The organism is Pseudobacteroides sp. (assembly GCF_036567765.1).
Lineage (GTDB): Bacteria > Bacillota > Clostridia > Acetivibrionales > DSM-2933 > Pseudobacteroides.
On record NZ_DATCTU010000036.1, the window covers coordinates 51,163 to 75,002 of the forward strand.

Consider the following 23,840-nt stretch of genomic DNA (forward strand, 5'->3'; position numbering starts at 1 on the left):
GTTTACGTATGAAAGGGAGAAAAGTTATTGTATTGCTGGTTACAGCTCTGATTCTTGTCAATTCAGCTGTATTATCGGTATTTGCATCACCAGCCTCCGAAACCGAAAAAATAGTTTACGGAGATGTTGACAAAGACGGAAATTTTGATTCTGATGACTATGCATTAATGAGACAATATCTATTAGGCATGATAGGTATTGATATGGTTGCAGCCACAGCAGATGTTGACGGAAACGGGAAGTTTAACTCAGATGATTATGCTTATATGCGTCAGCACCTTTTGGGCATGATTCAAGAATTTCCAGCAGAAAAATCCAGTCCTTCACCAACACTGACACATACACCTACTTCTACACCCACTTTCACACCAACAGCTGACATTACACCAACCTTTACTCCAACCCCTACAACAACCATTCCAGTAATAGTCACAGCAGCACCTACTTCTACTCCTTTACCGACTTCTACTCCTACACCAGCCACTGAAATAAATCAACTATTTATTAACTCTGTTAAAGAATCAAACGATATAGCAAGAGTAACTATTTACATAAATGGAATTGCTAACTTTGCAGGGTATCAGGCAAACCTTCTATATGATCCTCAAGTTCTTAAACCTGTTCATCCTGACGGATCGGAATTTGACATGTATTCCACTGTTCAATCAGCCGCTTTATTAAACAAGCAATATTCTCCAATAGATTTAGCAAAACATGACCTTGAACATGGCATGCTTAATTTCGGCAGAGCATATATGGCAATAAATTCATATAAGAACTCAGGTATGCCTGAGCACACAGGTTCTATTGCAGTTATATATTTTAAAATGCTAAAACAGGAAGTAACTGAGATACGCCTAGCAAATTGTGACACTATGCCGGAAGCAAACAATGGTACAATATTGACTGACTGGGATGGAAATCAAATATTTAATTACCGTGTAGCTAAAACACATTTTTTAACACCTTACATGCCAACACCCACTCCTACTTCTTTTCCAACGACTACACCCACTCAAATACCTGTCAATACAACAGCACCTTCTTCAATAGTATTACCTACTCAGCCTCCAGCACAACTAAGCAGTTTATCAATAAGCGGAGAAAAAGTAACAAGTTCTTCCAGTGATCTTTTCAAGGTAACAATAAATGTTCAAAATGTAGCAGCCCTGGCGGGGTTCGAGGCAAACCTTAAATACGGATCCTGCTGTTCTTAAACCTGTATATTCAGATGGGTCAGAGTATGAAAACAGTTCTACTGCTGAAGACGGTACACTCTTAACTAACAGAAAATTCTCACCAATAAAACTGGCATACCATGATTTAGAGAATGGACAACTTACCTTTGGGACTGCTTATGTTGATGTCAAATCCTATAAAAACTCCGGAGTTGCTGAAACAAACGGATCTGTTGCCGTAGTATACTTTAAGGTGCTTAAAAACATTCCAACCAGTATAAAACTAGCTGATTGTGCAACTCTTCCGACTGGCCTAAGCGGAACAACTCTGTTTAATTGGAACTCGTCACAGATATTTGATTATATTGTACTTCCGATACTGACAATAAATTCTGCAAACACAATCCCTACACCAGGACCTACAAGTACACCGATTAAAATATAAGCGATTATATCGAATCCCAAAATGTTTTATAAACTTCAAACTTACTTTTTATTCCTTTTAGGTTTAATCAGTAAATTTGAGGTTTTTTATTTCCCACTATTTTTATTTTATTCTTTCATGCTAATAAAATATGGTATATAATTTAGGTATAAAAAATAGATAAAGCCGCACTAGTGTGCGTAATATCGTCATTTTGTCAATACGGTATTATGGCATTAAGATCGGTAAAATTTTTAAAGGGGGTTTATAAAAAATGAAGTGTACAAAAATTTTAATGCTGCTGATTGTTGTGTTTATTTCCCTGGGCATTGGTACTATGGCTCTTGTGGAAGCAGCACCTACACAAGCTCTTTGGGGTGATGTTGACGGTGACGGCAACTTCGATTCCGATGACTATGCATTAATGAGACAGTGTCTGCTTGGCATGATAAGCAAAAACACAGTTCCGGCAACTGCTGATGTTGATGGTGACGGCAAACTTACATCGGATGACTATGCATACATGAAGCGTCACCTGCTGGGAATGATCTCAATGTTTCCAGTAGAAGAAAGCCTTATTACACCTACTCCAACATCCAACAAAAAGGGCAGCTTGACCTTATCTGTAGACAAGGAATTTGCAGATCAAGGCGATATTGTTATTGCAAGTCTCAACATAACGGATATTAAAGATTTCGCCGGATATCAGGCAAATATAAAATACGATCCTACTGTATTGCAGCCCATTATCCCTTTTGGTGATGAGTATCTGCCTTACCACAATCTAACTGCGGTAGAGCCTGGTGATCTAATTGCAAAGAAAGAGTTTCAGCCGGTTGATATTGTTTTCCATGATATCGACATCGGGATACTGAGCTTCGGCAGATCATACCTTAAGCTTGATTCTTATAGAGACTCAGGAAGGATTGAAACCACAGGTTCTATTGGTAAAATAAGATTCAGAGTTTTAAGAGCAATTCCAACCAAGTTATACTTCAAGGGCACAAACATTCTCCCTTCAGGTATTAACGGTACTGCTTTATACGACTTTAACGCAAACCAGATTATGACCTATGACATTATTCAACCTGATATAATATTTGAGCCTTCCAAACCTACCACTACACCTACTCCGACTGTTGAACCTACACCTACACCAACTTCAACACCTGAATCTACACCCACTCCAACAGTACCTTCAAACAGCTGCTTGACTTTATCTGTGGATAAAGAATTTGCAGACCAAGGAGATATTGTTATTGCAACTTTGAGTATTAATAACGTTTCTAATTTTGCCGGATACCAGACAAATATTAAATATGATCCCACAGTATTGCAGCCTATTATTCCCTTTGGTGATGAATATCTGCCTTACCATAACCTAACTGCGGTAGAGCCCGGCGATCTTCTTTCAAAAAAAGAATTCCAGCCCGTTGATGTTGTCTTCCATGATATTGACATCGGAATATTGAGCTTTGGCAGATCATACCTTAAGCTTGATTCCTATAGAAACTCAGGGAAAATCGAAACATCCGGTTCTGTCGGTAAAATAAGGTTTAGAGTTTTAAGATCAATTTCAACCAAAATATACTTCAAGGGCACAAACATTCTCCCTTCAGGTATTAACGGCACTGCCCTATATGACTTTAATGCAAACCAGATTATGACTTATGACATTATTCAACCTGATATAATGTTCGGACCTTCCAAGCCGTCTCCAACTCCTGTTCCTACACCTACGCCTAAGCTTGGAGAATTTTCGCTGGCAGTAGATAAAAGCAATGCAAATGTTGGTGAAATTATAACTGCAACCCTTAGCATAAATGAAATTCCAAATTTCTCTGGATACCAGGCAACATTAAAGTACGATCCGTCTTCATTGCAGCCGGTGTATCAGGATGGCACCCCATATGACAAAACATCATCTCCGGAAACAGGTACATTGCTTTGCAAGAGATATTCTCCAACCGATCTCGCTTCAAATAATCTTGAAGGGGGTCTTCTGAACTTTGGTAGAGCATATATGGCTCTAAACACTTACAGAAGCTCAAAATCACCTGAAACTTCAGGCACTGTTGCCATAGTTCGCTTTAAGGTTCTAAAGAGTTATACCAAACCTTCATTGGTCGATAATACCTTACTGGATAATGATATCGACGGTACCTTAGTATTTGATTGGAACGGAAATCCGGTAAAAGACTATACCGTAATACAAAACTAGAAATATCCGTTCATTTAGAAAACATATTTGTGATACTACTCGGTAAGGGCTGAATTCTCAGTCCTTACCGTTTTAATGGCGTGGCTCTTTTGTACAAAAAACTATTGTTTCAATGGTTATTTAGTGATAATATTTTAATTATATTAAAAGTATTAATAGCAAAAATTTTAACTAAAGGGGTTTAATCTATGAATATCAAAAGAAAAATTGCGTTGTTTCTATCCTTATCAATCCTTATGGGGATCCTATTTACAAGCACTTTATACGCAGATAACCAATCAACCATATCACTTGAGTTCGATAAAACCAAAGCAAGTGTAGGCGAAGTCATTAAAGCATCACTTAAAATCAACAATATCAAAAATTTTGGCGGCTATGAAGTCCGTTTAAGATACAATCCTGAGGTTCTTCAAGCAATTGATGTAAATACAGGCAGTCCATTAGAGGACAAGACACCTCCGGCTAAAGGCGACTTGCTCCAGAATGCGACCTTTTCCCCATTTGGACTTACAAACAGCGTCATCAAAGATGGTATACTTGACTTTGGGAATATTTACATGAAAATTCAGGATTATAAAAAAAGCGGAAAGGCAGAAACTACAGGGACACTTGCTGTTATTGGCTTCAAGGTTTTGAAGGATGCTGCAACAGAAGTAATATTTGATGACCTAAATGCTATGCCAGGTGCCATAAACGGAACAATGGTCTTTGACTGGGAAGGTGCTCAAATAAAAAGCGGTTACTCAATAATAAATCCCGGTAAGATTAATGAGTCATCATCACCCATTCCTCTTCCAAGCTTTACTGCTAAGCCACAACAATCAGATACAGCTGTCTCACCTGCCAGCTCAGCAGCACCTGAAGCATCAGCATCATCAGCAGTATCACCCGATAGCTCAAAAGCTCCAGGCAGCAATTCATCTGATAACGCTAGCGATTCAAATACATCAGCCAGCAAATCAAACCTTATGATTATAATAATTATACTGGCATCTGTTGTTGTTGTCATCCCAGTTATTATTGTACTCATACTTAAGAGAAAAAAATAAATTTCATAATAAAATGTTATTTAAGTATTCTAAAAAGAGGCTCTTGGAGTTTTCTCCAAAAGCCTCTTTTATGTCTATATAATAGTTCAGTTGCTAGTATCCTTGCCCATTAAACAACACATTTTTCCATGCATGAAGAAGTAAATTTATATCAGCCCTGATGTTTTCAAAAGCTTTCTTACCATCACTGCTGCCTCTGCCCTGGTCATATTTTCCTTTGAGGCAAGCTTTTTTTCGCTCCTGCCCGCTATAATACCTGCCTTTATACATGCTGCCACACTTTCTTTAGCCCAGTCTGCATTTTTTGCCCAATCTTCAAATTTTTCAAGAATGCTTTCAACCTCACCCAATTTGAATCCTACATTTATCTTTGTAAGCTTCATTGCCCTTGCTAGCATTGTAAAAGCCTGCTCGCGTGTAATTATATCCAAAGTCCCGAATTTTCCATTCCCATAGCCTGATACTATTCCATATTTATAGGCAATAGATATTGCATCATAATACTTTAACTCCTTTGTCACATCACTAAATACATCCTTACCCGCACCTAGCTTCATAATTCCAAGTGCCCTTACCACTATTGCTGTAAACTCCGCTCTAGTTGTGTAGCTATCAGGTTCGAAAACCTCTTGTCCAACACCGTCTATAACCAGTCTCGATCCCATGTCGTTTATAGCAACTTTTGACCAATGGTTCTCTACGTCTCTAAAGGTCTTAGGACTCCATATAATAGAATATACACTGTTTGTAAGACTGTTGATTTTGGCATAATATTTACTGTCAATCACTGTTATAGTTGTCGGAACGTGGGAAAAGGTTCCATCAGTATTTAGTACAATCCCGGTTGTAATTTTGCTTGGGTCTACTCCATCAGGTATTGCCACCATCCTTTCAACGTAAGCATTAAAGCTTGAAACCTCTATCGTTTTATTACCGTTTGTACAGGTAATCTCAAATTCAATGGGCTTTATTACCATATTATAATTATTTTTATTTGCAGTATCCTCTACTATTTTTTCAATATTATTTAATGATTTTGAAATCGTTACATTAACTTTTATATCCTTCAACTCAACTTTTTTCCCTAGTTGTAAAGAAACCTCATCTATATTTATTTGCGAGGCAGGCAGCGTATATGTGATATCCGCAGTTTTTACTTCGAGCACTGCATGCTTTTGCTCCATGTTTTTTACTGTCTGCCCGTTTAACTCACCTACCACAATGTCAGATGCAATATTCACCGGGATGACCAGTGTAGACCGCTCCCCTTCCTTCTTCAGTTTCTCCTCGACTTTTTTATCATCTAAAGTAATAGTTGTGAGTGTCTTGCCATTGATATTTTTGATATCTGCTGAAGCTGCTTCCTGCTGTACTCCGTTAATTATTACTTTTATCGGTTCAGGCATAGCAGTTGATGTAGGTGACGGTGTGGACCTTGGTGATAGCATTAGTGTCGGTGTTTGTGTTGATGGTGCTGGAGGAATAGGCTTGGAATCCAGACCATTTGCCCCCCTATAAATATCAGCTGTTATTTTTGCTGTTATATTATTAAGAGAGTAGTTTTCTGCTTTAGGTCCTCTAAGGGAAATATCCTTTACGTTCACCGTCTTTGCTGCTCCTACGTCAGCATCTTCAAATTCAAAAACAGCACTTGCAGTCACATCATCACCCCCAACTCTTCCGATCAGGGTTATAGTTCCAGAAGCTGCCTTATTTCCATCATAGGCTTTATTGTTTGCAACTGCAGTTGCCTCCAGAATCTTTTTGTTTATAGTCAAGGTTGCATTTAGTATCATATCGTTATAATTTGTTCCTCCAGAGACTATAGCGGTCGCATTATATATTCCCGCATTAGTGCCGATGTTGCCAGTGTAAATTACACTTGCTCCGTCAGGCAGTTCTCCTGCTACAATTATTCTTTTTTCTGTCCCATCGTAAGTCACAGTATAGTGGTCAAAGCTAATTCCCTCCATGCTAACTTTATTGATGTCGGCTGTTGTTATTGCACTTACATTGACAGTATAATTATCTGCCTTTTCTCCGCTAAGTGTTATACCTGTTACATTAACTGTTTTACCTTCCCCTGCATAAGCACTTTCAAATGTAAATACACCGCTTGCACTTACATCTTCAACTCCTACCTTACCTGACAAATTTACTGTACCGGTAGCAGCCGTAGTGCCGTCATAGGACTTGTTATCCGCTATAGCTGTGGCTGTAAGGACTTTTTTCTCAACAGTTAGCACACATGAGCAGCTTATTTGGTTAAATTCTCCGTCAGCTGCTTTAGTTGCAGTCAATGTCGTAGTTCCAGAATTAAATATTGTTACAGTTCCTGTTGAAGGATCTATCCCTGCAACTGAAGGATTACTGGATGTATAGCTAAATACTCCCGTACCGCTTCCTCCTGCCGCTGTATGTTCAAAAGGAGCATCCCCGTATGTTTTTGTAACATCATTGTATATAACAACATTCTGTGTTTTCTTAGTAACAGGACCTATCCAAGAACTCACTATCTCAGTGCCCAAAAGTGCACCTGAGGCTGTTTTGGGTGTTACCTCAAAGCTGATATATTTATCAATATCAGCAGCTTCCAGAGTATATGTAATATCTGTTGCATCTCCAATTAAGGCCTTGTTTAGTCCTTCATTATTGTCGGAACGATACCATTTAAGAGCACTTGCATCAGAATCACCTCCAGCATCATAAAAAGTGTAGCTTCCCACAAGCGTCCGACCCACCTGGGTGGTACCTGACACCTGCACATTTAATGCCGTTGGCAATGTTTTAACAGTTACCACATATTCCTGATTACTTCCATCTGCAGCTTGTACGTTATACGTAACAGGACTTGTGAAGTTGCGGGGTTCTCCGGATGCCGGAGACACACTATACCCTGTATGTGCTATAGTCGGAACAAGTGCCGCTACATCACTGCCATAAGGAACTGTCAGACTAATAGTCTTGGCTGCTTCATTCACAATACCGGTCACAACTGGATTTAACCCTGTGAAACTAAAAGCAGTAATAGATTTAGCATCATTAGGCTCAATACTTATGGATGCATTGCCTGATCCGATAGGGACTCCCGATTGTGCCGACAACGATATGTTGAAAGTCTTTACTTCTGTTATTGCACTATTAATAATTGGAATATCAATTTCTTTTCTTGTTTCTCCGCTGACAAAAGTAACGCTGCCGTTTGTTGAAGTATAATGCGTGCCTTCCATTGCAGTCCCATTGGATGTACTATAATTTAACGTAACAGTTCCTTCACTTCCGCCTGTTCTTGTAACAGCAACCCTTACAGATCCTGCATATTCCCTAACAGAATAAACTGTGTTCTCGAACTGAAACTGTCCTAATTGTACACTTTGAATAAAATTAGACGTAGAACCGGTCTTTGCAAATCCGGACATAGTCAGGTTTTGATTCCCCCCAGCTAAATCTGTTACTGTAGTAATTGCAGAATTGTTACCTCCTGGTATAATATTTTCCTGATCAAAGTTATAATATGCCAAAAGCCCTTCCTCGTCTCCGTGAAGCTTCAAATACATGTTGTCTCTAATCTGTTGACCTGACCTGGCAACAGTCCAAAACCTAACTTCATCAAAACAACCATTAAAGCTTTCCGGCACTAGATTGTTATTTCCAATTGAAAAGCTATCTGTTAATAGAATAGGATTTGGTGCCAGGGTATTAGAGTTTAAAGGCTTTTCCACACCATTTATGTATAATTTCCAAATCCCATTGTCCCTGACAGCCGCTAGATGGTACCACACTCCAGTGTTGATTGTCTCTGGGGTTACCATACCTATAAATGCTACATTACCCATCAAAATACTGGGATATTTGCTGGCACCTGCCAAATAGATACCATACCCCCTCGTACTACTATTACCGTTATACATTATTCTAATATTTGTAGCCGCACTAGATATGGTTTCCGCTTTAACCCAGGCCTCCATTGTAATATTGTCAGTTTGAGTTGTTAATGGCTCAGATCTATACAACGAATCATTGGTATCTGCATAATGTAATGCATTGCCAATATAAAAAGGCACTGTGTCACCCCCCGCGTAAACTGTAGCAATTTCTCTTATTGTCAAACCTTGCATTGTACCGAGCAAAATCACAACTGATAAGAATACATGAGAAAATCTCTTTTTCAATCCCTTATACATCATATTACCTCCATGCTTGCAATTTTAGATTAGTCAAACAAATATTTCATACTAAAATGCAAATCTTCATATATATATTTAATTTGGATGTTTTCATAAAAATAGTATTTTTTGCTTGTATATTTTGTTTATGTTTTGATATATATATCGGTATACTTACAATTTTTATATATAACTTTTGAGAACAAAAATTTCCCTGGCATTAAAAAAGCAGGTACCGCATTTATTTGCGACACCCGCTTTTTTCTTAATTTAGGGTCCTATATTGAAATTAAATTATTCTTCAGGATAGTTTTCTCTCTTTACATAGTGTGTATGCAAAAGCTCATGTGCCTTGTGGCTTCCAGGCTCCTTGAAGTATTCATCATAGAGCATTTTAATCCTTGGATTTTCATGGGATTTCCTTATAGGCATTTCTTTATCTTCATCATAGATTGCCTTTGCTCTTTCAGCCCTTAGATCAACCCAGCTTCTTACTTTGGAAGGTTGAATTGGCTGACCTCCCCCGTTTACACAACCACCTGGACATGCCATTATTTCGATGAAGTGATACTCTTCGCCATTTTTCACTTTTTCCAAGAGCTTTCTGGCATTTCCAAGACCATGTGCTACAGCAGCTTTTATTTTCATACCGCCTGCCTCAACAACAGCTTCCTTCACACCATCTATACCTCTAACTACATTATATTCAATTTCGTCAGATGGTTTTCCGTTTAATATTTCAGTAACTGTTCTTAACGCAGCTTCCATAACTCCGCCAGTAGCTCCGAATATTACAGCAGCTCCTGATGCTTCACCCATAGGATCGTCAAACTGTCTTTCAGGAAGCTCTTTAAAGTCGATAGCAGCTTCCTTAATCATCTTGGCAAGCTCTCTTGTGGTAAGAACAACATCTACATCCGGATAGCCGTTTGATGACAATTCAGGCCTCTGTGCTTCGTATTTCTTTGCCGTACAAGGCATTATGGATACTACAAATATTTTTGATGGGTCTATTCCCATTTTTTCTGCATAATATGATTTTAAAACTGCACCAAACATCTCATGGGGTGATTTACATGATGAGAGATTATCTAAAAACTCAGGGAAATTGTGCTCACAGAACTTAATCCATCCAGGGCTGCAACTTGTGATTAGCGGTAATTTGCCTCCATTTTTTATCCTGTTAATTAATTCTGTGCCCTCTTCCATTATTGTAAGGTCCGCAGCAGTATCAGTATCAAATACCTTTGCAAATCCAAGTCTTCTCAAAGCAGCGATCATATTGCTTGTCGCTCTTGAACCGATGGGCATACCGAACTCTTCCCCTATTGCAACCCTAACTGCAGGTGCAGTCTGGACGACAACATGGAGATCCTTGTTTGCAAGTGCTTCCCAAACCTTGTCTGTTGCATCTTTCTCACGAAGTGCACCAACAGGGCATACATTTATACACTGCCCGCACATAGCACACGGAACATCATTTAAGGACTTATTGAACGCTGAAGACACAATGGTCTTAAAACCTCTTTCATTTGTATCAATAACAGCAACTCCCTGAACATTTTTACACATGCTTACACAACGTCTGCAGAGTACGCATTTGTTCGGGTCTCTAACAATTGATGGTGAAAGCTCATCCAAGGGCATTTTAGGCGAATCCCCATCAAATCTTAAATCTCTTATATTCAAATCCTCAGATAGCTTCTGCAGCTCACAATTGCTGCTTCTTACGCATGTGAGGCACTTTCTGTCATGGTTTGACAGTATAAGCTCTAAAGTTACCTTTCTTGCTTCACGCACTGCAGGTGTCTGTGTGCTTATAACAAGCCCTTCAGAAACCGGGTAAACACAAGCTGCCTGCAAGCTTCTTGCACCTTGTACTTCAACAAGACACATTCTGCACGCACCGATCTCATTTATTTCCTTAAGGAAGCAAAGTGTCGGTATATCAATGTTGGCAGCTCTAGCCGCCTCCAAAACTGTATATTCCTTTGGAACCTGAATTTTTCTGCTGTCTATCGTAATATTTACTGTTTCCATTTTAACACTCCCCTTCCACTAAGCATTCTTGAATATAGCCTTGAATGGGCATTTTTCCATACAAGCACCACATTTAACACATTTATCGTTATCTATAACATAAGGAACCTTCTTTTCTCCGCTTATGCAGCCAACAGGACATGCTTTTACGCAAAGCCCGCAGCTCTTACACTTCTCTGCACTTATAACATATTGCATCATTGACTTGCATACACCTGCAGGACATTTCCTGTCATTAACATGTGCAAGGTATTCATCTTTAAAATAATGCAGTGTGCTCAAAATAGGATTTGGAGCTGTCTGACCAAGACCACACAGTGCAGCCGCCTTAATGTTCTTTGCCAGAATTTCCAGCTTAGTTATGTCGCCTTCAGTACCTTTACCGTCTGTTATTCTTTCAAGTATTTCAAGCATTCTCTTTGTTCCGATTCGGCATGGAGGACATTTACCGCATGACTCATCAACGGTAAACTCCAGAAAGAACTTTGCTATGTCAACCATACAGGTGTCCTCATCCATAACTATAAGTCCGCCGGAACCCATCATCGAACCCAACTGAATCAATGAATCGTAGTCAATAGGAACATCCAAGTGGCTGGCAGGAATACATCCGCCGGAAGGTCCGCCGGTCTGAGCTGCCTTAAAGGTTTTGCCGTTTGGTATACCTCCTCCGATTTCATATACAACCTCTCTTAAAGTAGTACCCATCGGTACTTCTACAAGACCTGTGTTGTTTATGTTACCTCCCACTGCAAAAACTTTTGTTCCCTTGCTCTTTTCTGTACCAATGCTTGCAAACCATTCTGCCCCCTTGTTGATAATGGGAGGAATATTTGCATATGTTTCAACGTTATTTAAAAGTGTTGGCTTATTCCACAAACCTTTAATTGCAGGGAATGGAGGTCTTGGTCTTGGTTCTCCTCTTTTTCCTTCAATAGAAGTCATGAGTGCTGTTTCTTCACCGCACACAAAAGCTCCGGCTCCCAGTCTTATTTCCAAATCAAAGCTGAAATTAGTACCGAAAATATTGTTTCCAAGCAAGCCGTATTGCTTTGCCTGCTCAATGGCTATGTTAAGACGCTTAACTGCGATGGGATATTCCGCTCTTATATAAATATATCCTTGGTTTGCACCAACTGCATATCCAGCTATTGCCATTGCCTCGATAACTGAGTGGGGATCACCTTCAAGTACACTTCTGTCCATGAATGCTCCCGGGTCTCCTTCGTCAGCATTACAGCAAACATACTTCTGATCGTCCTGAGCCTTGGCAGTAAATTCCCACTTAAGACCGCTTGGAAAGCCTCCGCCCCCTCTTCCTCTAAGTCCGGACTTTTTGATTGTATCTACAACCTCTCCCGGAGTCATTTCAGTTAAAACCTTAGCTAAAGCTTTGTAACCGTCAAAAGCAATGTATTCTTCAATAAGCTCAGGATTTATAACACCACAGTTTCTTAATGCTATTCTTAATTGCTTTTTAAAGAATTCAACACCATCTAGTGAAGTCTCTATTCCTTCACTGTTTTGTCCAGTTTCCAACAGCCTTGTAACTATTCTGCCTTTAAGAAGATGTTCTTCAACAATTTCCTTAACATCCTCAACATTAACCATAGTGTACATGCAGCCTTCAGGATATACAACCACAACAGGTCCGCGTGCACATAATCCGAAACAACCTGTCTTTACTATTTTGACCTCACTTGCCAGGTTATTATTATTTAAGTGCGTATCAAACTCGCTCATTAACTTTTCCGAACTTGATGCAACACATCCGGTACCACCACAAACTAGAACATGAGCTCTATAAATCTGCATCTATACTCCCCCCTCATTTCTTATCTTCATAACCAATTGTATAATCTAAACAAACTCTGCCGTTTACTATATGCTCTGCTACAATACGAACAGCCTTTTCCGAAGTCATTTTAACGTAAGTAGTTTTATTACCACTAGGATCAATTACTTCAACAATAGGCTCAAGCCGGCATACACCTACGCACCCAGTCATAGTAACACTGGCATTTTTTATTTCCCTTTTCTGTAACTCTTCCATGAAGGAGTTCATAACCGGTCTAGCACCTGCAGCTATACCGCAAGTAGCCATACCTACCACTATTCTGTAGCCGTCAGTGTTGGCTCTAACTCCCATTTTTTCTAAAGCTTTCTTTCTTAATTCTTCAAGTTCAGTTATTGATTTCATTCAATACACCTCCAAAAGTAACATTTATCCCCTCATTTATATAACCTTTAATCCAGTTTAAAACTTCATACTCATTGATAGGAACCCCATTCAGCATCTTTTTTACCTCTTCAGTATCAAAAACGAACTTTTCATCGTTATGTGACAGCACAAGAGTCAGATGCAGAGTTTCATTTGAAACAAGCACACTTGCAACTGTATCGGCAACATCCCCTAAAGGAGGCCTATCAATGTTGTCAATCATAAATACAGCTTCCAATGTTGTCCCAAGTCCCTTTTTAGAGCTAATTTCAAGATAACCCCCACTTTGCTCGGCAGAAGCCTTAAAAAGTGAAATACCCAACCCTACCTTTCTTGTGTCCCTAGTTGTTATGAAAGGGTCGGTTACTCTCTTAAGCATCTCTTCATCCATCCCAATGCCGTTATCCGATATGCTAATTTTTAGCTCTTGGCTTTTCAAACACGAAGTAATGGCAATGGCAATACTGGTTCCAGAGGCAGCTATTGAGTTTTGTATTATATCCAACAAATGCAGCGATATATCTCTCATTTTAGTCCTTTATATATTTTTCAATTATACCTTCAATATCGTCAGGCGAAAGTCTACCATATACATCTTCATTTATCATCATAACCGGTGCCAAACCGCATGCTCCGATACATCTACATGCTTCGAGTGAAAACATTCCGTCCTCTGTGCACTTTCCAACCTCAACACCAAGTTTCTCTTTAAGTTTATCAAGAATTATTCCTGCACCCTTAACATAGCAAGCAGTACCCATACAAAGCTGAATATTATATTTTCCTTTTGGCTCGAGTGAGAATTGAGTATAGAATGTAACTACTCCGTATATCTCGGAAAGCGGAACATTTAGTCCCTCAGAAATTGTCTTTTGAACGCTGAGAGGCAGATAACCGTAAATTTCTTGTGCCTCATGCAATACAGGAATTAAAGCACCTCTTGTGCTTTTATATTTCTCAATTATTTGCTGTAGTTTTTCTTTTTTTTCATCAATACCACCACAGCAGCAACCTTTTGAATCCATTATAGATAACCCCCTTGTCATCAGAGCTGTTGCTCCGTTTTACCTGTTAAAAATTTAACATCAATCGTTAATATTATAACAAAGTGCTTAGCCAAATTCAATATTAAATAAACTATTTATACTATATTTTTATTGGATATACTCGTAAATATATGGACTTGCAGGCTTTTATAGCCTATCCGTTCCTTATTTTTGATATGAGGCATTCTATTGTTTTTTCATCAATATCAATAAATGACTCCCTTTCAGAAATACATTCTAGGGAGTGTGCATCAGATGACATAATTATATCATAATTTATAGCTTCGGGGTATTGCTTTTTCAGCACGCCCATATCAGCTTTCTTTGAAACCTCCAGGAATTTAAATCCAAGGTTTTCCGGTATGCTTCCAAGATTGGATAAAACACTGTAGGAGCTTCTATCTATATGTGCAGGAACCATTACGCCTTTAAGCCCTTTTACAATTCTATTCAGCTCTTCTATGGACAAACTTGCTGCCGTGAGTAAAAGTCTATCCAGAGTCCCCGTCTCATTATCATTTTCATCAAAAATAATCTGCCTCCCAAAAATATCTTCCCTGTTTTTAATGGGCGGCAGATTTTCATATATGATTTCCTGCATTTTTTTAGCTTCAGCCAGACCCGGAAATAGGCACACAGCATGTATTTCTTCCATTGTTTCCACTTCCATGCCAGGTACGACAAGGATACCCTTCCCCTCAGCACATTTAATAACAGCCTCCAGGTTTTCTGCCGAGTTGTGGTCAGTAACAGCAATAATATCCAACTCTTTGAGGAGCGACATGTTTACGATGTTGTTGGGAGTCATATCCTTATCGGAGCAGGCAGACAATGCCGAATGGATATGCAAATCGTATGCTAACCTCATTTATTTCCTCCAGTCTTACCAATACCGGATTCATATGCCTTGCAGCATATTTCATAAGCACTGAGACCGGTTCCCAGTATAACTATACCTTCACTCTCCGCCCTTTTTATAGTATCCTGCTCAACGCTGATATCTTCAGGAACAATAATGCATGAAACTTCCGTCAGAACCCCAACCGCAGCAATATTAAGATTTGTGTGAACAGTAATCCACGCATCTTCCTTTTTTGCATGGGACATAACCCAACTCAAAAGGTCACATGCATATATACCTTTTATGTCTTTTTCCAGACCTTCGTTATTACCTGCCCATACTTTCATGTTGAGTTTATCTACAAACTCCCGCACTTTCATAATTTATTTCTCCTCATCCGATGTCCTGCTCTTTGATTCTTTATCCATAACAGGAGGCATTATTGCTTCTAGCTCCATCATTTGAATAGCCAATCCCCGAACCCTGTCCCTTAGTTTAAACAAACAGTCGGTCTCGTTTGCCATTCCCCTTACAATATCCTCCGCAAGTGCTCTGCAACTGGGTGCACCACATGCACCACAGTCAAGCCCTGGAAGCCCGTTTTCAATTTGCTGGAGGTTTTCAAGCTTTTTCATTGCTTTTTCAATATCATCATCCAGCTTCAAGACTGGCTTGTATTCTACGCTTCCGGTCCAATCAATATTGTCATTTCCATCTTCCTGATCTGCATTTGAAATTAATTTTTCCTTTGCTTCATCTATATGCTTTTTAAGCCTGGTCCTGGCTACATATGAGTTTTCGATTGTTAAAGGCCCTCCAAGACACCCGCCTTTACATGCTAAAGCCTCGATAAAAACCACATCTTCCAATCGATCGTTCTCAACCTCTTCCAATATAGTTATAACCTCATGAATCCCGTCCACTGCCAGAAAAGAGTCTGTTCCTAAAGCGAGACTTTCCCCTCCCGTGTTAGCCCATCTAATTCCTTCAAAACCCGCAGTAATGAGATCTTCTGAGGATTTTGTCTTCATCAGATTGCTTAATGTTCCAAGATAAATATCCTTGATCGATATAACTCCGCTGACAGATGAAGACTCTCTCTCATATGGAGCCATAACACTGGTCATCTTGGCAGCACATGGTGTTATAAAAAATACACCGATGTCTTCCTTTGCCAGATTTTCCTTTTTCATAGCCTTATCTCTGGCTATTTTGGCTGCAACCTCCATTGGGGATTCCAGCTTTAATATATTATCAATCAAATTAGGGAATCTCACCTGTATCAACCGAACAACAGCAGGACAGGCAGATGATATGAGCGGAAACTTATGACCGTCCTTTTTGAGGAGCTTTTTTGTTGCTCTGCTTACAATCTCCGCTGCTTTTGCAACCTCATAGATTTCATCGAATCCCTGCCCTTTTAATGCTGCTAAAATACCGTTGCGGGAAAACGTGCTCTTAAACTGTCCGTATAAAGATGGTGCAGGAATTACTATCTTGTATTTGAAATTTTTAATCATTTCCAACGGATCGGTAATGGCTTTTTTCGCATGGTATGGGCATATTCTTATGCACTCCCCACAGTCTATGCATCTCTCATTAATAATCCTTGCCTTGCTCTTTCTTACCCTTATTGCTTCTGTAGGACAACGTTTTATACAATTGGTGCAGCCTCTGCACTTTTCTTCATCTAGTGTTACAGAATGAAAATATGTTCCCATACATACACCCCTTTGCAAAACAATCAACATACATATCAACTGATTCTCTTTATTTTATAGATAGACTTATAGATAAACAGTTATGGTAACTACGGTACCTTTTCCAACCTCAGTATCTATTTCCAATCGGTCTGCATATCTTTTTATGTTAGGGAGTCCCATGCCGGCTCCAAAGCCCATATCTCTTACACGATCTGGTGCAGTTGTATAACCCTCCTGCATTGCCAGCTCCACATCTGGAATACCAGGCCCCTTATCGCATATTTTAATAATTACTTTATCCCTCCATATTTCTATATGTGCTACCCCACCGTTTGCATGAATCACTGCGTTTATCTCAGCCTCATACATTGAAATTGCAGTCTTTTTCACCTTTTCAGGTGCTACACCCAACTGATTCAGCATTTTTTTAACCGCACTGGAAGCCTCTCCCGCATGCAAAAAGTCGTTTGCCGGTATGTCATAATTGAGTTCCAAGAAACTATCCGTCAACAACAACCACCTCTTCCGGTTATCCCAGCTTCATAAAGTTTACCGCTTGCAATAAACATAGAATATTTTGTCGTTAATATAGTTATACCCTTTTCATTTGCCAAATCAACTATTTCTTGGGTAGGATTCTTGCCTCTGACAAAAACTATAACCTTTATATCCATCATTTCCGCAGTACGAACAACCTGTGGATTAATAAGCCCTGTCAGCAAAACCACATTCTCTTTGACAAATGCCATTACATCGCTCATTAAATCCGCTCCACATGCAGAAAATATTTCCACATCATCGTTTCGTTCCTCTGTTATAATCGTCGCTTCAAGAACCGTTGAAATTTCATTTATTTTCATATACTTACCCTTTTCCTTTCCTTCTGAAAATGGAGATAATCTGGTGGTGTATCCTGTATTAAAGTATGCAAGCCTCCATAACCTCTACTGTATATAATACTATTATAACAAATTGTTAATTAGTTAACAATCCGTTGGAATAAAATACTGCACACCAGGATAAATATCCCGATATGCAGTATCCTTTACATTCCGAAAAGCTTACCTGCTTCACCTGCATCAATTGCTGTTTTCTTAACCTCATCCGGTATTTTAACTTGAAAATCTCCATTAATATCAGTTAAAGTAATTGAAAAGCTTCCAGTTGTTTCAGACTTATTCCCATTCTCAGGATCGCTGCCTCCTACATCCATTACACAGCTCTTCAATAAGTATGTCTTGCTGTCAAGTATGACCTTAACACTATAATCGCTCGGTACATCACCACTGCCTGAATCTTCTCCAGCAAATCCGCTTCCTAATTCGGATAAATTACCGAAAAATACTGCCCCCTGCAATACAATTTCGTCAGGATTATTGCTTTCTACCTTAACCAAGCCTGCGGATCCTACATCATCGGCTTTGATCATTTCCAATCCCATTTGATCGATGACTACTGTATCAAAATTCTCTTCTTCTGATGTACTTTTGGTCCAGTTTTCAAATAGAAACCCTTTCATATATTGGGTTTTGTCATCGTAATACAACTCCATATTGATGCTCATTCCCATTGTCTTCATATCCATTAACATATGAGCAACCTTTTTGGATTTATCCATTTCAAGCTTTATATCTGCGCCCATTGGAATAGCTAAAGATCCTGTATCCGCAGAACTCATCTTCATATCCATTTTCATATTCATTTTTGCCTTATTTACTTTTTTCATAGCCGCTTCAGACTTAGTAAGAATATCCTTAACTTCATCGAATGATGCTGGCTCTTTAATCAGTACCGATCTCGTACTGTTATCCCATACAACCTTTTTTCCCAAGCTTTCGGCAACAAATCTGGCAGGTATGTAAGTTCTGCTTTTATAAATCACTGGGGGAACATCCAGCTCAAAGCTTGTTTCATCGATCTGAGCCTTTTTATTTCCCACCTGAAGGAATATTTTCTTGGATTCCTTGTTTATTGTTATAGTTTTTTCCTGAGGCTCCCACATAATATGGTCGTCATCATTCTGTACTCCCAGTTTTTCCAACACAGCCCTTAACGGAAGCAGCGTCCTTCCATCCTGTATGATAGGAACATCAGAATACTGCCCAATCTTGCCATCTATTGCAATTTTGATATCTGGGCTTTCTTTAACTTTACTTGCTGCAGAGGAAGTTATAGCAACTCCTCCAATAACCAGGCAAGCAGTTACAATGGTTAAAAATTTCTTCATTAATAATCCTCCTGTTTTTTAATATTTGTATTAAAAGCGATTAGTATTTTACACTCTTAATATCGTAATAATTGATGGCTTTCTAAAGCAACTATGATTTACACTTTAATAATTTTATACAATAATATACTATTAATCAATATAAATTATTAATTATTAGCAAAAACAACTTCCTCCAAGAAATTCTTTAATAATTGAGTTTAAAGGTATTTCCTTTGTATCCACGGGAAGAAAATTTCCTAGAAATTCAATAAGTCTCTTCGCCTCAGAATATTCTGAGGACATGCTGCCAATCTCGGCCAATAATGGCTCTGCAAGGACTTTCAAAACTCCTAACTCATAAACCAATGCAGAGTTGAACATTATATCCGCTTCTTCCTGATATGGGAAAATATTTTTTTCCTCTCCCCTTCTGACAGATGGCCATCTTTGCAAGGTACTAGCCGCTGTGCTTCCCCTGAACTGAAAATCCCTTACTATTCTTCTTATCAGCCTTGAATCGGTAGTAGGAATCCTGTTATGTTCGTCTATGCTAAGAGAAGTCAGTGCACTTACATAAATCTTAAACTTTCTTTCCTTGGGGATAAGGGATGTGAGTTTTTCATTGAGGCCATGTATGCCTTCTATTATTATTAACTGGTCATCATCTATTTTTAGCTTTCTGCCAACATCATCCCTGCAACCCTTTGTAAAATTGAAAATAGGCACCTCTACTTCCTTACCGGAAATCAATTCACTTAGCTGCTGATTAAAAAGTTCCACATCTATGGCTTCTAATGCCTCGAAGTCGTAATCACCCATTTCATCCTTAGGCGTATGCTCTCTGTCAACAAAGTAGTCATCGAGAGATACAGTAACAGGCTTTAATCCATTTACCCTAAGCTGTACAGAAAGTCTTTGAGCAAATGTAGTCTTACCCGATGAAGAAGGTCCAGATATAAGAACAACTCTTTTTTTGTTCTCACTGTTTGTAATGAGATCGGCAATCTGGGCAATTTTTTTCTCATGCAAAGCCTCCGAAACCCTTATAAGTGTATTTATCTGCCCTTCCATAATAATATTATTTATATCCCCAGCATTATTAACACCTAATATACTTCCCCACTTTTTATATTCCTTAAAAATTGAAAATAATTTTTTTTGTTCTTCAAACTCAGGCATTTTCGAAGGATCACGTTTATCGGGATACATCAGAATAAGCCCCGGTGCATAAAACTTAAGTGCGAATTTTTTAATATGTCCTGTCCCAGGTGCCATGTACCCATAAAAATAATCATCAAGATCATCGCAGTTATACATTGTCACATAGGGCTTACGCCTGTGTTCCACTGCCCTGTACCTGTCTAACCTGCCGCTCTTTTTGAATAGCTCCTTTGCATCATCACGGGACATAATCCTTTTGACAAAAGGAATGTTTGCATTAACCAACTCCCACATCCTTTTCTCAATGAGTGTTACCTCACCCTGATCAAGGGGCTTTTCACCTTTCAATTCGCAATATATTCCTTTACTGATGGTATGGCAGATAACAAGCTTTCTTTCAGGAAACAGATCATGTACTGCCTTAATCAATATAAAATGCAAGCTTCTTCTGTATATTCTCATTCCGTCTTCATCAGTCAAATCAAGAAACTCCAAATCACAATTATCGGTAATAATGTAATTAAGCTCTTTAATATCATTATTTACCTTTGCTGCAAAAATGGGATATTTATAATCCTTTTCATAATCCTTTGCCAATTCTTCTAAAGATACACCTTCAGCTACCAGTCTTTCAGATCCATTCTTAAAGCCAACCCTAACCATTTTTAAATCATGTTCTTTCATGTTTTGTCTCCTCTATCCTGTCATATAGTAATTATGCTATATTAAAAGTGTATTATTAATCAAATTTAAAGAATTCAAAAGTGCTATTGATCACTTTTCATATAGTTCTATTGTTATATTAAATCATATAATAATATTCTATAAATCGCACAAAATTCCTCCTTTTATTATTTTCAAGGCATGTTTATTCATTTCCAAAGCATATATTGACATGCATATTCTCGTGCTATAGAATCATTTTGAAATATGTTAGTTATGGGGGCTGATTGGTTTGGACTTTAAAAAAGCAGGTTCTGAAATATTTATTCCTGATGGAAAAGATGCGGCTGAGGCAATTGAGCGAACTACACACATGGCAATTGCTGCACACCAGGATGATATTGAAATCATGGCATATCAAGGCATAGCAGAGTGTTTTTGCAATAACTCCAAATGGCTTACAGGTGTAGTTGTAACTAACGGAGCCGGAAGCTCAAAAGGAGAATTTTACAGTTCTTTTTCAGACGAAGAGTTTATTAATATAAGAAAGCTTGAACAAAAGAAGGCTGCTTTTGTAGGTGAATACAGTTCTGTTGCCATGCTGAACTACAGCAGCCGCGAAGCTAAGGACCCTTATAATAAAGACATCTTAAAGGACTTAAAATCTATTATATTAAAAGCAAAACCGGAAATAATATATACTCACAATCTTTTTGACAAGCATCAGACTCATTTAAGCGTTGCTGTTAAGGTAATCAATGCCATCCGGGAGCTCTCTCCTTCAGAAAGACCAAAAGAGCTTTATGGTTGTGAAGTATGGCGAAGCCTTGACTGGCTTGTATCTCAAGATAGAATAATCTTTGATGTATCCGAAAACCCAAACATTGCAGCTGCACTGATTGAGGTCTATAATTCCCAAATATCAGGCAACAAGGAATACCACAAGGCAGCTATCGGCCGAAGATGTGCAAATGCTACCTTTTATAGTTCGCAAGAATCCGACTCACTAGCCAATTCCATATTGGGAATGGACCTAACACCCCTTATCGAAAATGTCGATATTGATATTATAAGCTACGCCCGGGGATTTATAGAGAGATTTAATCTCGAAGCAGTAAATGCCATAAAAAATGCACTTTAAAACAGGAAATCGGGAAAGAATACTATATAATGCATTAAATTTGACAGGAAATATTATTTTACTATAAAATTAATCTGCCGTCTTATTTGACGAATATACCCAAAAATTATTGAAAGAGGTTTAAAAATGCCGGATTTAAAAGAAACAATATGTAATGAAGTATCACGCAGAAAAACCTTTGCTATAATCTCTCACCCTGACGCAGGTAAAACAACTTTGACGGAAAAACTGCTGCTGTATGGTGGTGCCATCAGACTGGCAGGTTCTGTAAAGTCAAGAAAAACCAATAAACATGCGGTTTCAGATTGGATGGAGATAGAAAAGCAAAGGGGTATATCAGTAACATCCAGTGTTCTCCAATTCACATATAATGATTATTGTATAAATATTCTAGACACACCTGGTCACCAGGATTTCAGTGAAGATACATACAGAACCCTGGTTGCGGCCGATAGTGCAGTTATGCTTATAGATGGTGCGAAAGGTGTGGAAGCACAGACCATTAAGCTTTTTCATGTATGTAAAATGAGAGGCATACCCATTTTCACCTTCGTGAATAAAATGGATAGAGCGAGTAAAGATCCCTTTGAGCTTATGGAAGAAATTGAAAATGTCCTTGGTATACGTTCTTATCCAATGAACTGGCCTATTGGTACCGAAGGGGACTTTAAAGGAGTTTATAACAGAAAAAAGTCCCAGATAGAGCTGTTTGACGGCGGTAATCACGGACAAACCACAGTATCTTCCACAGTTGGAAGTGTTAATGATAAAATTTTCTCAGAGCTGTTGGGCGAGCATTACTACAACAAGCTGTGTGAAGAAATTGAGCTGCTCAATCTTGCAGGAGATGAGTTTGACAAAAAGAAGATAATGACCGGTGAATTGACTCCCATATTTTTTGGAAGTGCAATGACCAATTTTGGTGTGCAACCATTCTTGGAAGAGTTCCTTAACTTAGCACCAAAGCCTGGCTTTAAAAAGTCCTCCATTGGTGATGTTGATCCTGAAAGTGAAAAATTCACAGGATTCATTTTCAAAATACAGGCGAACATGAATCCAACCCACAGAGACCGCATCGCATTTCTCAGGATTTGTTCCGGCAAGTTTACAAAGGGAATGCCCGTTCATCATGTTCAGAGTAAAAAGGAAATTCGCCTCGCACAGCCTACCCAATTTATGGCACAGGAAAGAACCATAGTAGAAGAGGCTTATCCCGGAGATATCATAGGGCTTTTCGACCCAGGTATTTTTAACATTGGAGACACCCTAAGTGAAGGAAACTCGCAGCTCAGGTTTGATGGTATTCCCATATTCCCTGCCGAGCACTTTGCAAGAGTAACTGCCTCCGACTCAATGAAAAGAAAGCAGTTCCAAAAGGGAATAATGCAGCTTTCAGAGGAAGGAGCCATTCAGACCTTCAAACAAATCGATATAGGTATTGAAGCACTTATTGTGGGTGCTGTCGGTGCACTTCAGTTTGAAGTTCTCGAATACAGATTAAAATATGAGTATGGTGTTGACATCAAAATACAGCATCTTCCTTTTAAACATGCCAGGTGGATTGTAGGCGAAAACATTGACCCTAGAAAACTTAACCTGACAAGTTCTACAATGATCACAGAGGACAGCGAGAACCGGCATGTTCTGCTCTTTGAAAACGAATGGTCAATTCGCTGGGCTGAGGAAAGAAATAAGGACATCAACCTTGTGGATATAGCGACGAGCTTTTAACTTTTTGGTAGACGCAATATAAAACAGATGGTGAAAATTCAATGTT

19 protein-coding genes and 1 pseudogene are annotated in these 23,840 nt (G+C 38.8%); 7 read left to right on the forward strand and 13 right to left on the reverse strand.

Features of this window, described 5'->3' with window-relative positions; all coding sequences use genetic code 11:
• Positions 1-8 precede the first annotated feature (8 nt).
• From VIO64_RS06735 to VIO64_RS06750, 5 genes and pseudogenes are all read left to right on the forward strand, one after another.
• Positions 9-1,217 carry a cohesin domain-containing protein gene (locus VIO64_RS06735; RefSeq protein ID WP_331916452.1) on the forward strand — a complete coding sequence of 403 codons (1,209 nt, stop codon included), beginning with the start codon at positions 9-11 and terminating at the stop codon, positions 1,215-1,217.
• A gap of 31 nt (positions 1,218-1,248) precedes the next feature.
• A pseudogene (locus VIO64_RS23055) lies at positions 1,249-1,419 on the forward strand (hypothetical protein); the annotation flags it as partial.
• Between the two features lie 12 nt (positions 1,420-1,431).
• Positions 1,432-1,623, forward strand: a complete 192-nt coding sequence (locus tag VIO64_RS06740) for a hypothetical protein (RefSeq protein ID WP_331916454.1) — start codon at positions 1,432-1,434, stop codon at positions 1,621-1,623.
• Positions 1,624-1,876: 253 nt separating this feature from the next.
• Complete coding sequence (locus tag VIO64_RS06745; RefSeq protein WP_331916456.1) at positions 1,877-3,823, forward strand: cohesin domain-containing protein; 1,947 nt, start codon at positions 1,877-1,879, stop codon at positions 3,821-3,823.
• A gap of 188 nt (positions 3,824-4,011) precedes the next feature.
• A complete protein-coding gene (locus VIO64_RS06750; RefSeq protein ID WP_331916458.1) occupies positions 4,012-4,872 on the forward strand; it encodes a cohesin domain-containing protein in 861 nt (286 codons plus the stop codon).
• Between the two features lie 146 nt (positions 4,873-5,018).
• On the opposite strand, the gene VIO64_RS06755 is transcribed toward VIO64_RS06750, so the two are convergent.
• The 13 genes from VIO64_RS06755 to VIO64_RS06815 all read right to left on the reverse strand — a co-directional run bounded on the left by VIO64_RS06755 (position 5,019) and on the right by VIO64_RS06815 (position 20,943).
• Complete coding sequence (locus VIO64_RS06755; RefSeq protein WP_331916460.1) at positions 5,019-9,059, reverse strand: S-layer homology domain-containing protein; 4,041 nt, start codon at positions 9,057-9,059, stop codon at positions 5,019-5,021.
• 273 nt (positions 9,060-9,332) lie between these two features.
• Complete coding sequence (locus VIO64_RS06760; protein ID WP_331916462.1) at positions 9,333-11,078, reverse strand: NADH-dependent [FeFe] hydrogenase, group A6; 1,746 nt, start codon at positions 11,076-11,078, stop codon at positions 9,333-9,335.
• A gap of 18 nt (positions 11,079-11,096) precedes the next feature.
• Positions 11,097-12,893, reverse strand: coding sequence for an NADH-quinone oxidoreductase subunit NuoF (locus tag VIO64_RS06765; RefSeq protein WP_331916464.1), 1,797 nt, complete (start codon positions 12,891-12,893; stop codon positions 11,097-11,099).
• Between the two features lie 13 nt (positions 12,894-12,906).
• Entirely contained in the window at positions 12,907-13,278 is a 372-nt protein-coding gene (locus tag VIO64_RS06770) for a (2Fe-2S) ferredoxin domain-containing protein (protein ID WP_331916466.1), read from the reverse strand.
• Positions 13,262-13,828: an ATP-binding protein gene (locus VIO64_RS06775; protein WP_331916468.1), complete on the reverse strand. Its 567-nt coding sequence runs from the start codon at positions 13,826-13,828 to the stop codon at positions 13,262-13,264. The genes VIO64_RS06770 and VIO64_RS06775 overlap by 17 nt, the downstream gene beginning before the upstream one ends.
• Position 13,829: 1 nt before the next feature.
• The gene (gene nuoE / locus VIO64_RS06780; protein ID WP_331916470.1) at positions 13,830-14,324 is read right to left on the reverse strand and encodes an NADH-quinone oxidoreductase subunit NuoE; all 495 of its coding nucleotides are present in this window, start codon (positions 14,322-14,324) and stop codon (positions 13,830-13,832) included.
• A 175-nt stretch (positions 14,325-14,499) separates the two neighbouring features.
• Complete coding sequence (locus tag VIO64_RS06785) at positions 14,500-15,213, reverse strand: PHP domain-containing protein (RefSeq protein ID WP_331916472.1); 714 nt, start codon at positions 15,211-15,213, stop codon at positions 14,500-14,502.
• The gene (locus VIO64_RS06790) at positions 15,210-15,566 is read right to left on the reverse strand and encodes an AraC family transcriptional regulator (protein ID WP_331916474.1); all 357 of its coding nucleotides are present in this window, start codon (positions 15,564-15,566) and stop codon (positions 15,210-15,212) included. The genes VIO64_RS06785 and VIO64_RS06790 overlap by 4 nt, the downstream gene beginning before the upstream one ends.
• Before the next feature lie 3 nt (positions 15,567-15,569).
• Complete coding sequence (locus tag VIO64_RS06795) at positions 15,570-16,907, reverse strand: [Fe-Fe] hydrogenase large subunit C-terminal domain-containing protein (RefSeq protein WP_331916476.1); 1,338 nt, start codon at positions 16,905-16,907, stop codon at positions 15,570-15,572.
• A 66-nt stretch (positions 16,908-16,973) separates the two neighbouring features.
• Entirely contained in the window at positions 16,974-17,405 is a 432-nt protein-coding gene (locus tag VIO64_RS06800; protein ID WP_414705242.1) for an ATP-binding protein, read from the reverse strand.
• Entirely contained in the window at positions 17,396-17,749 is a 354-nt protein-coding gene (locus VIO64_RS06805) for a DRTGG domain-containing protein (RefSeq protein ID WP_331916480.1), read from the reverse strand. Before VIO64_RS06805 ends, VIO64_RS06800 begins: the two co-directional genes overlap by 10 nt.
• 185 nt (positions 17,750-17,934) lie before the next feature.
• Entirely contained in the window at positions 17,935-19,116 is a 1,182-nt protein-coding gene (locus VIO64_RS06810; protein ID WP_331916482.1) for a copper amine oxidase N-terminal domain-containing protein, read from the reverse strand.
• 156 nt (positions 19,117-19,272) lie between these two features.
• Positions 19,273-20,943 (reverse strand): nucleoside kinase, encoded by a 1,671-nt coding sequence (locus tag VIO64_RS06815; RefSeq protein ID WP_331916484.1) that lies wholly within the window; start codon positions 20,941-20,943, stop codon positions 19,273-19,275.
• A 271-nt stretch (positions 20,944-21,214) separates the two neighbouring features.
• On the opposite strand from VIO64_RS06815, the gene VIO64_RS06820 reads away from it, so the two are divergent.
• Together VIO64_RS06820 and VIO64_RS06825 are read left to right on the forward strand one after the other, a co-directional pair.
• The gene (locus VIO64_RS06820; RefSeq protein ID WP_331916486.1) at positions 21,215-22,063 is read left to right on the forward strand and encodes a PIG-L family deacetylase; all 849 of its coding nucleotides are present in this window, start codon (positions 21,215-21,217) and stop codon (positions 22,061-22,063) included.
• A 126-nt stretch (positions 22,064-22,189) separates the two neighbouring features.
• Positions 22,190-23,794, forward strand: a complete 1,605-nt coding sequence (locus VIO64_RS06825) for a peptide chain release factor 3 (protein ID WP_331916488.1) — start codon at positions 22,190-22,192, stop codon at positions 23,792-23,794.
• The last annotated feature ends 46 nt before the right edge of the window (positions 23,795-23,840 follow it).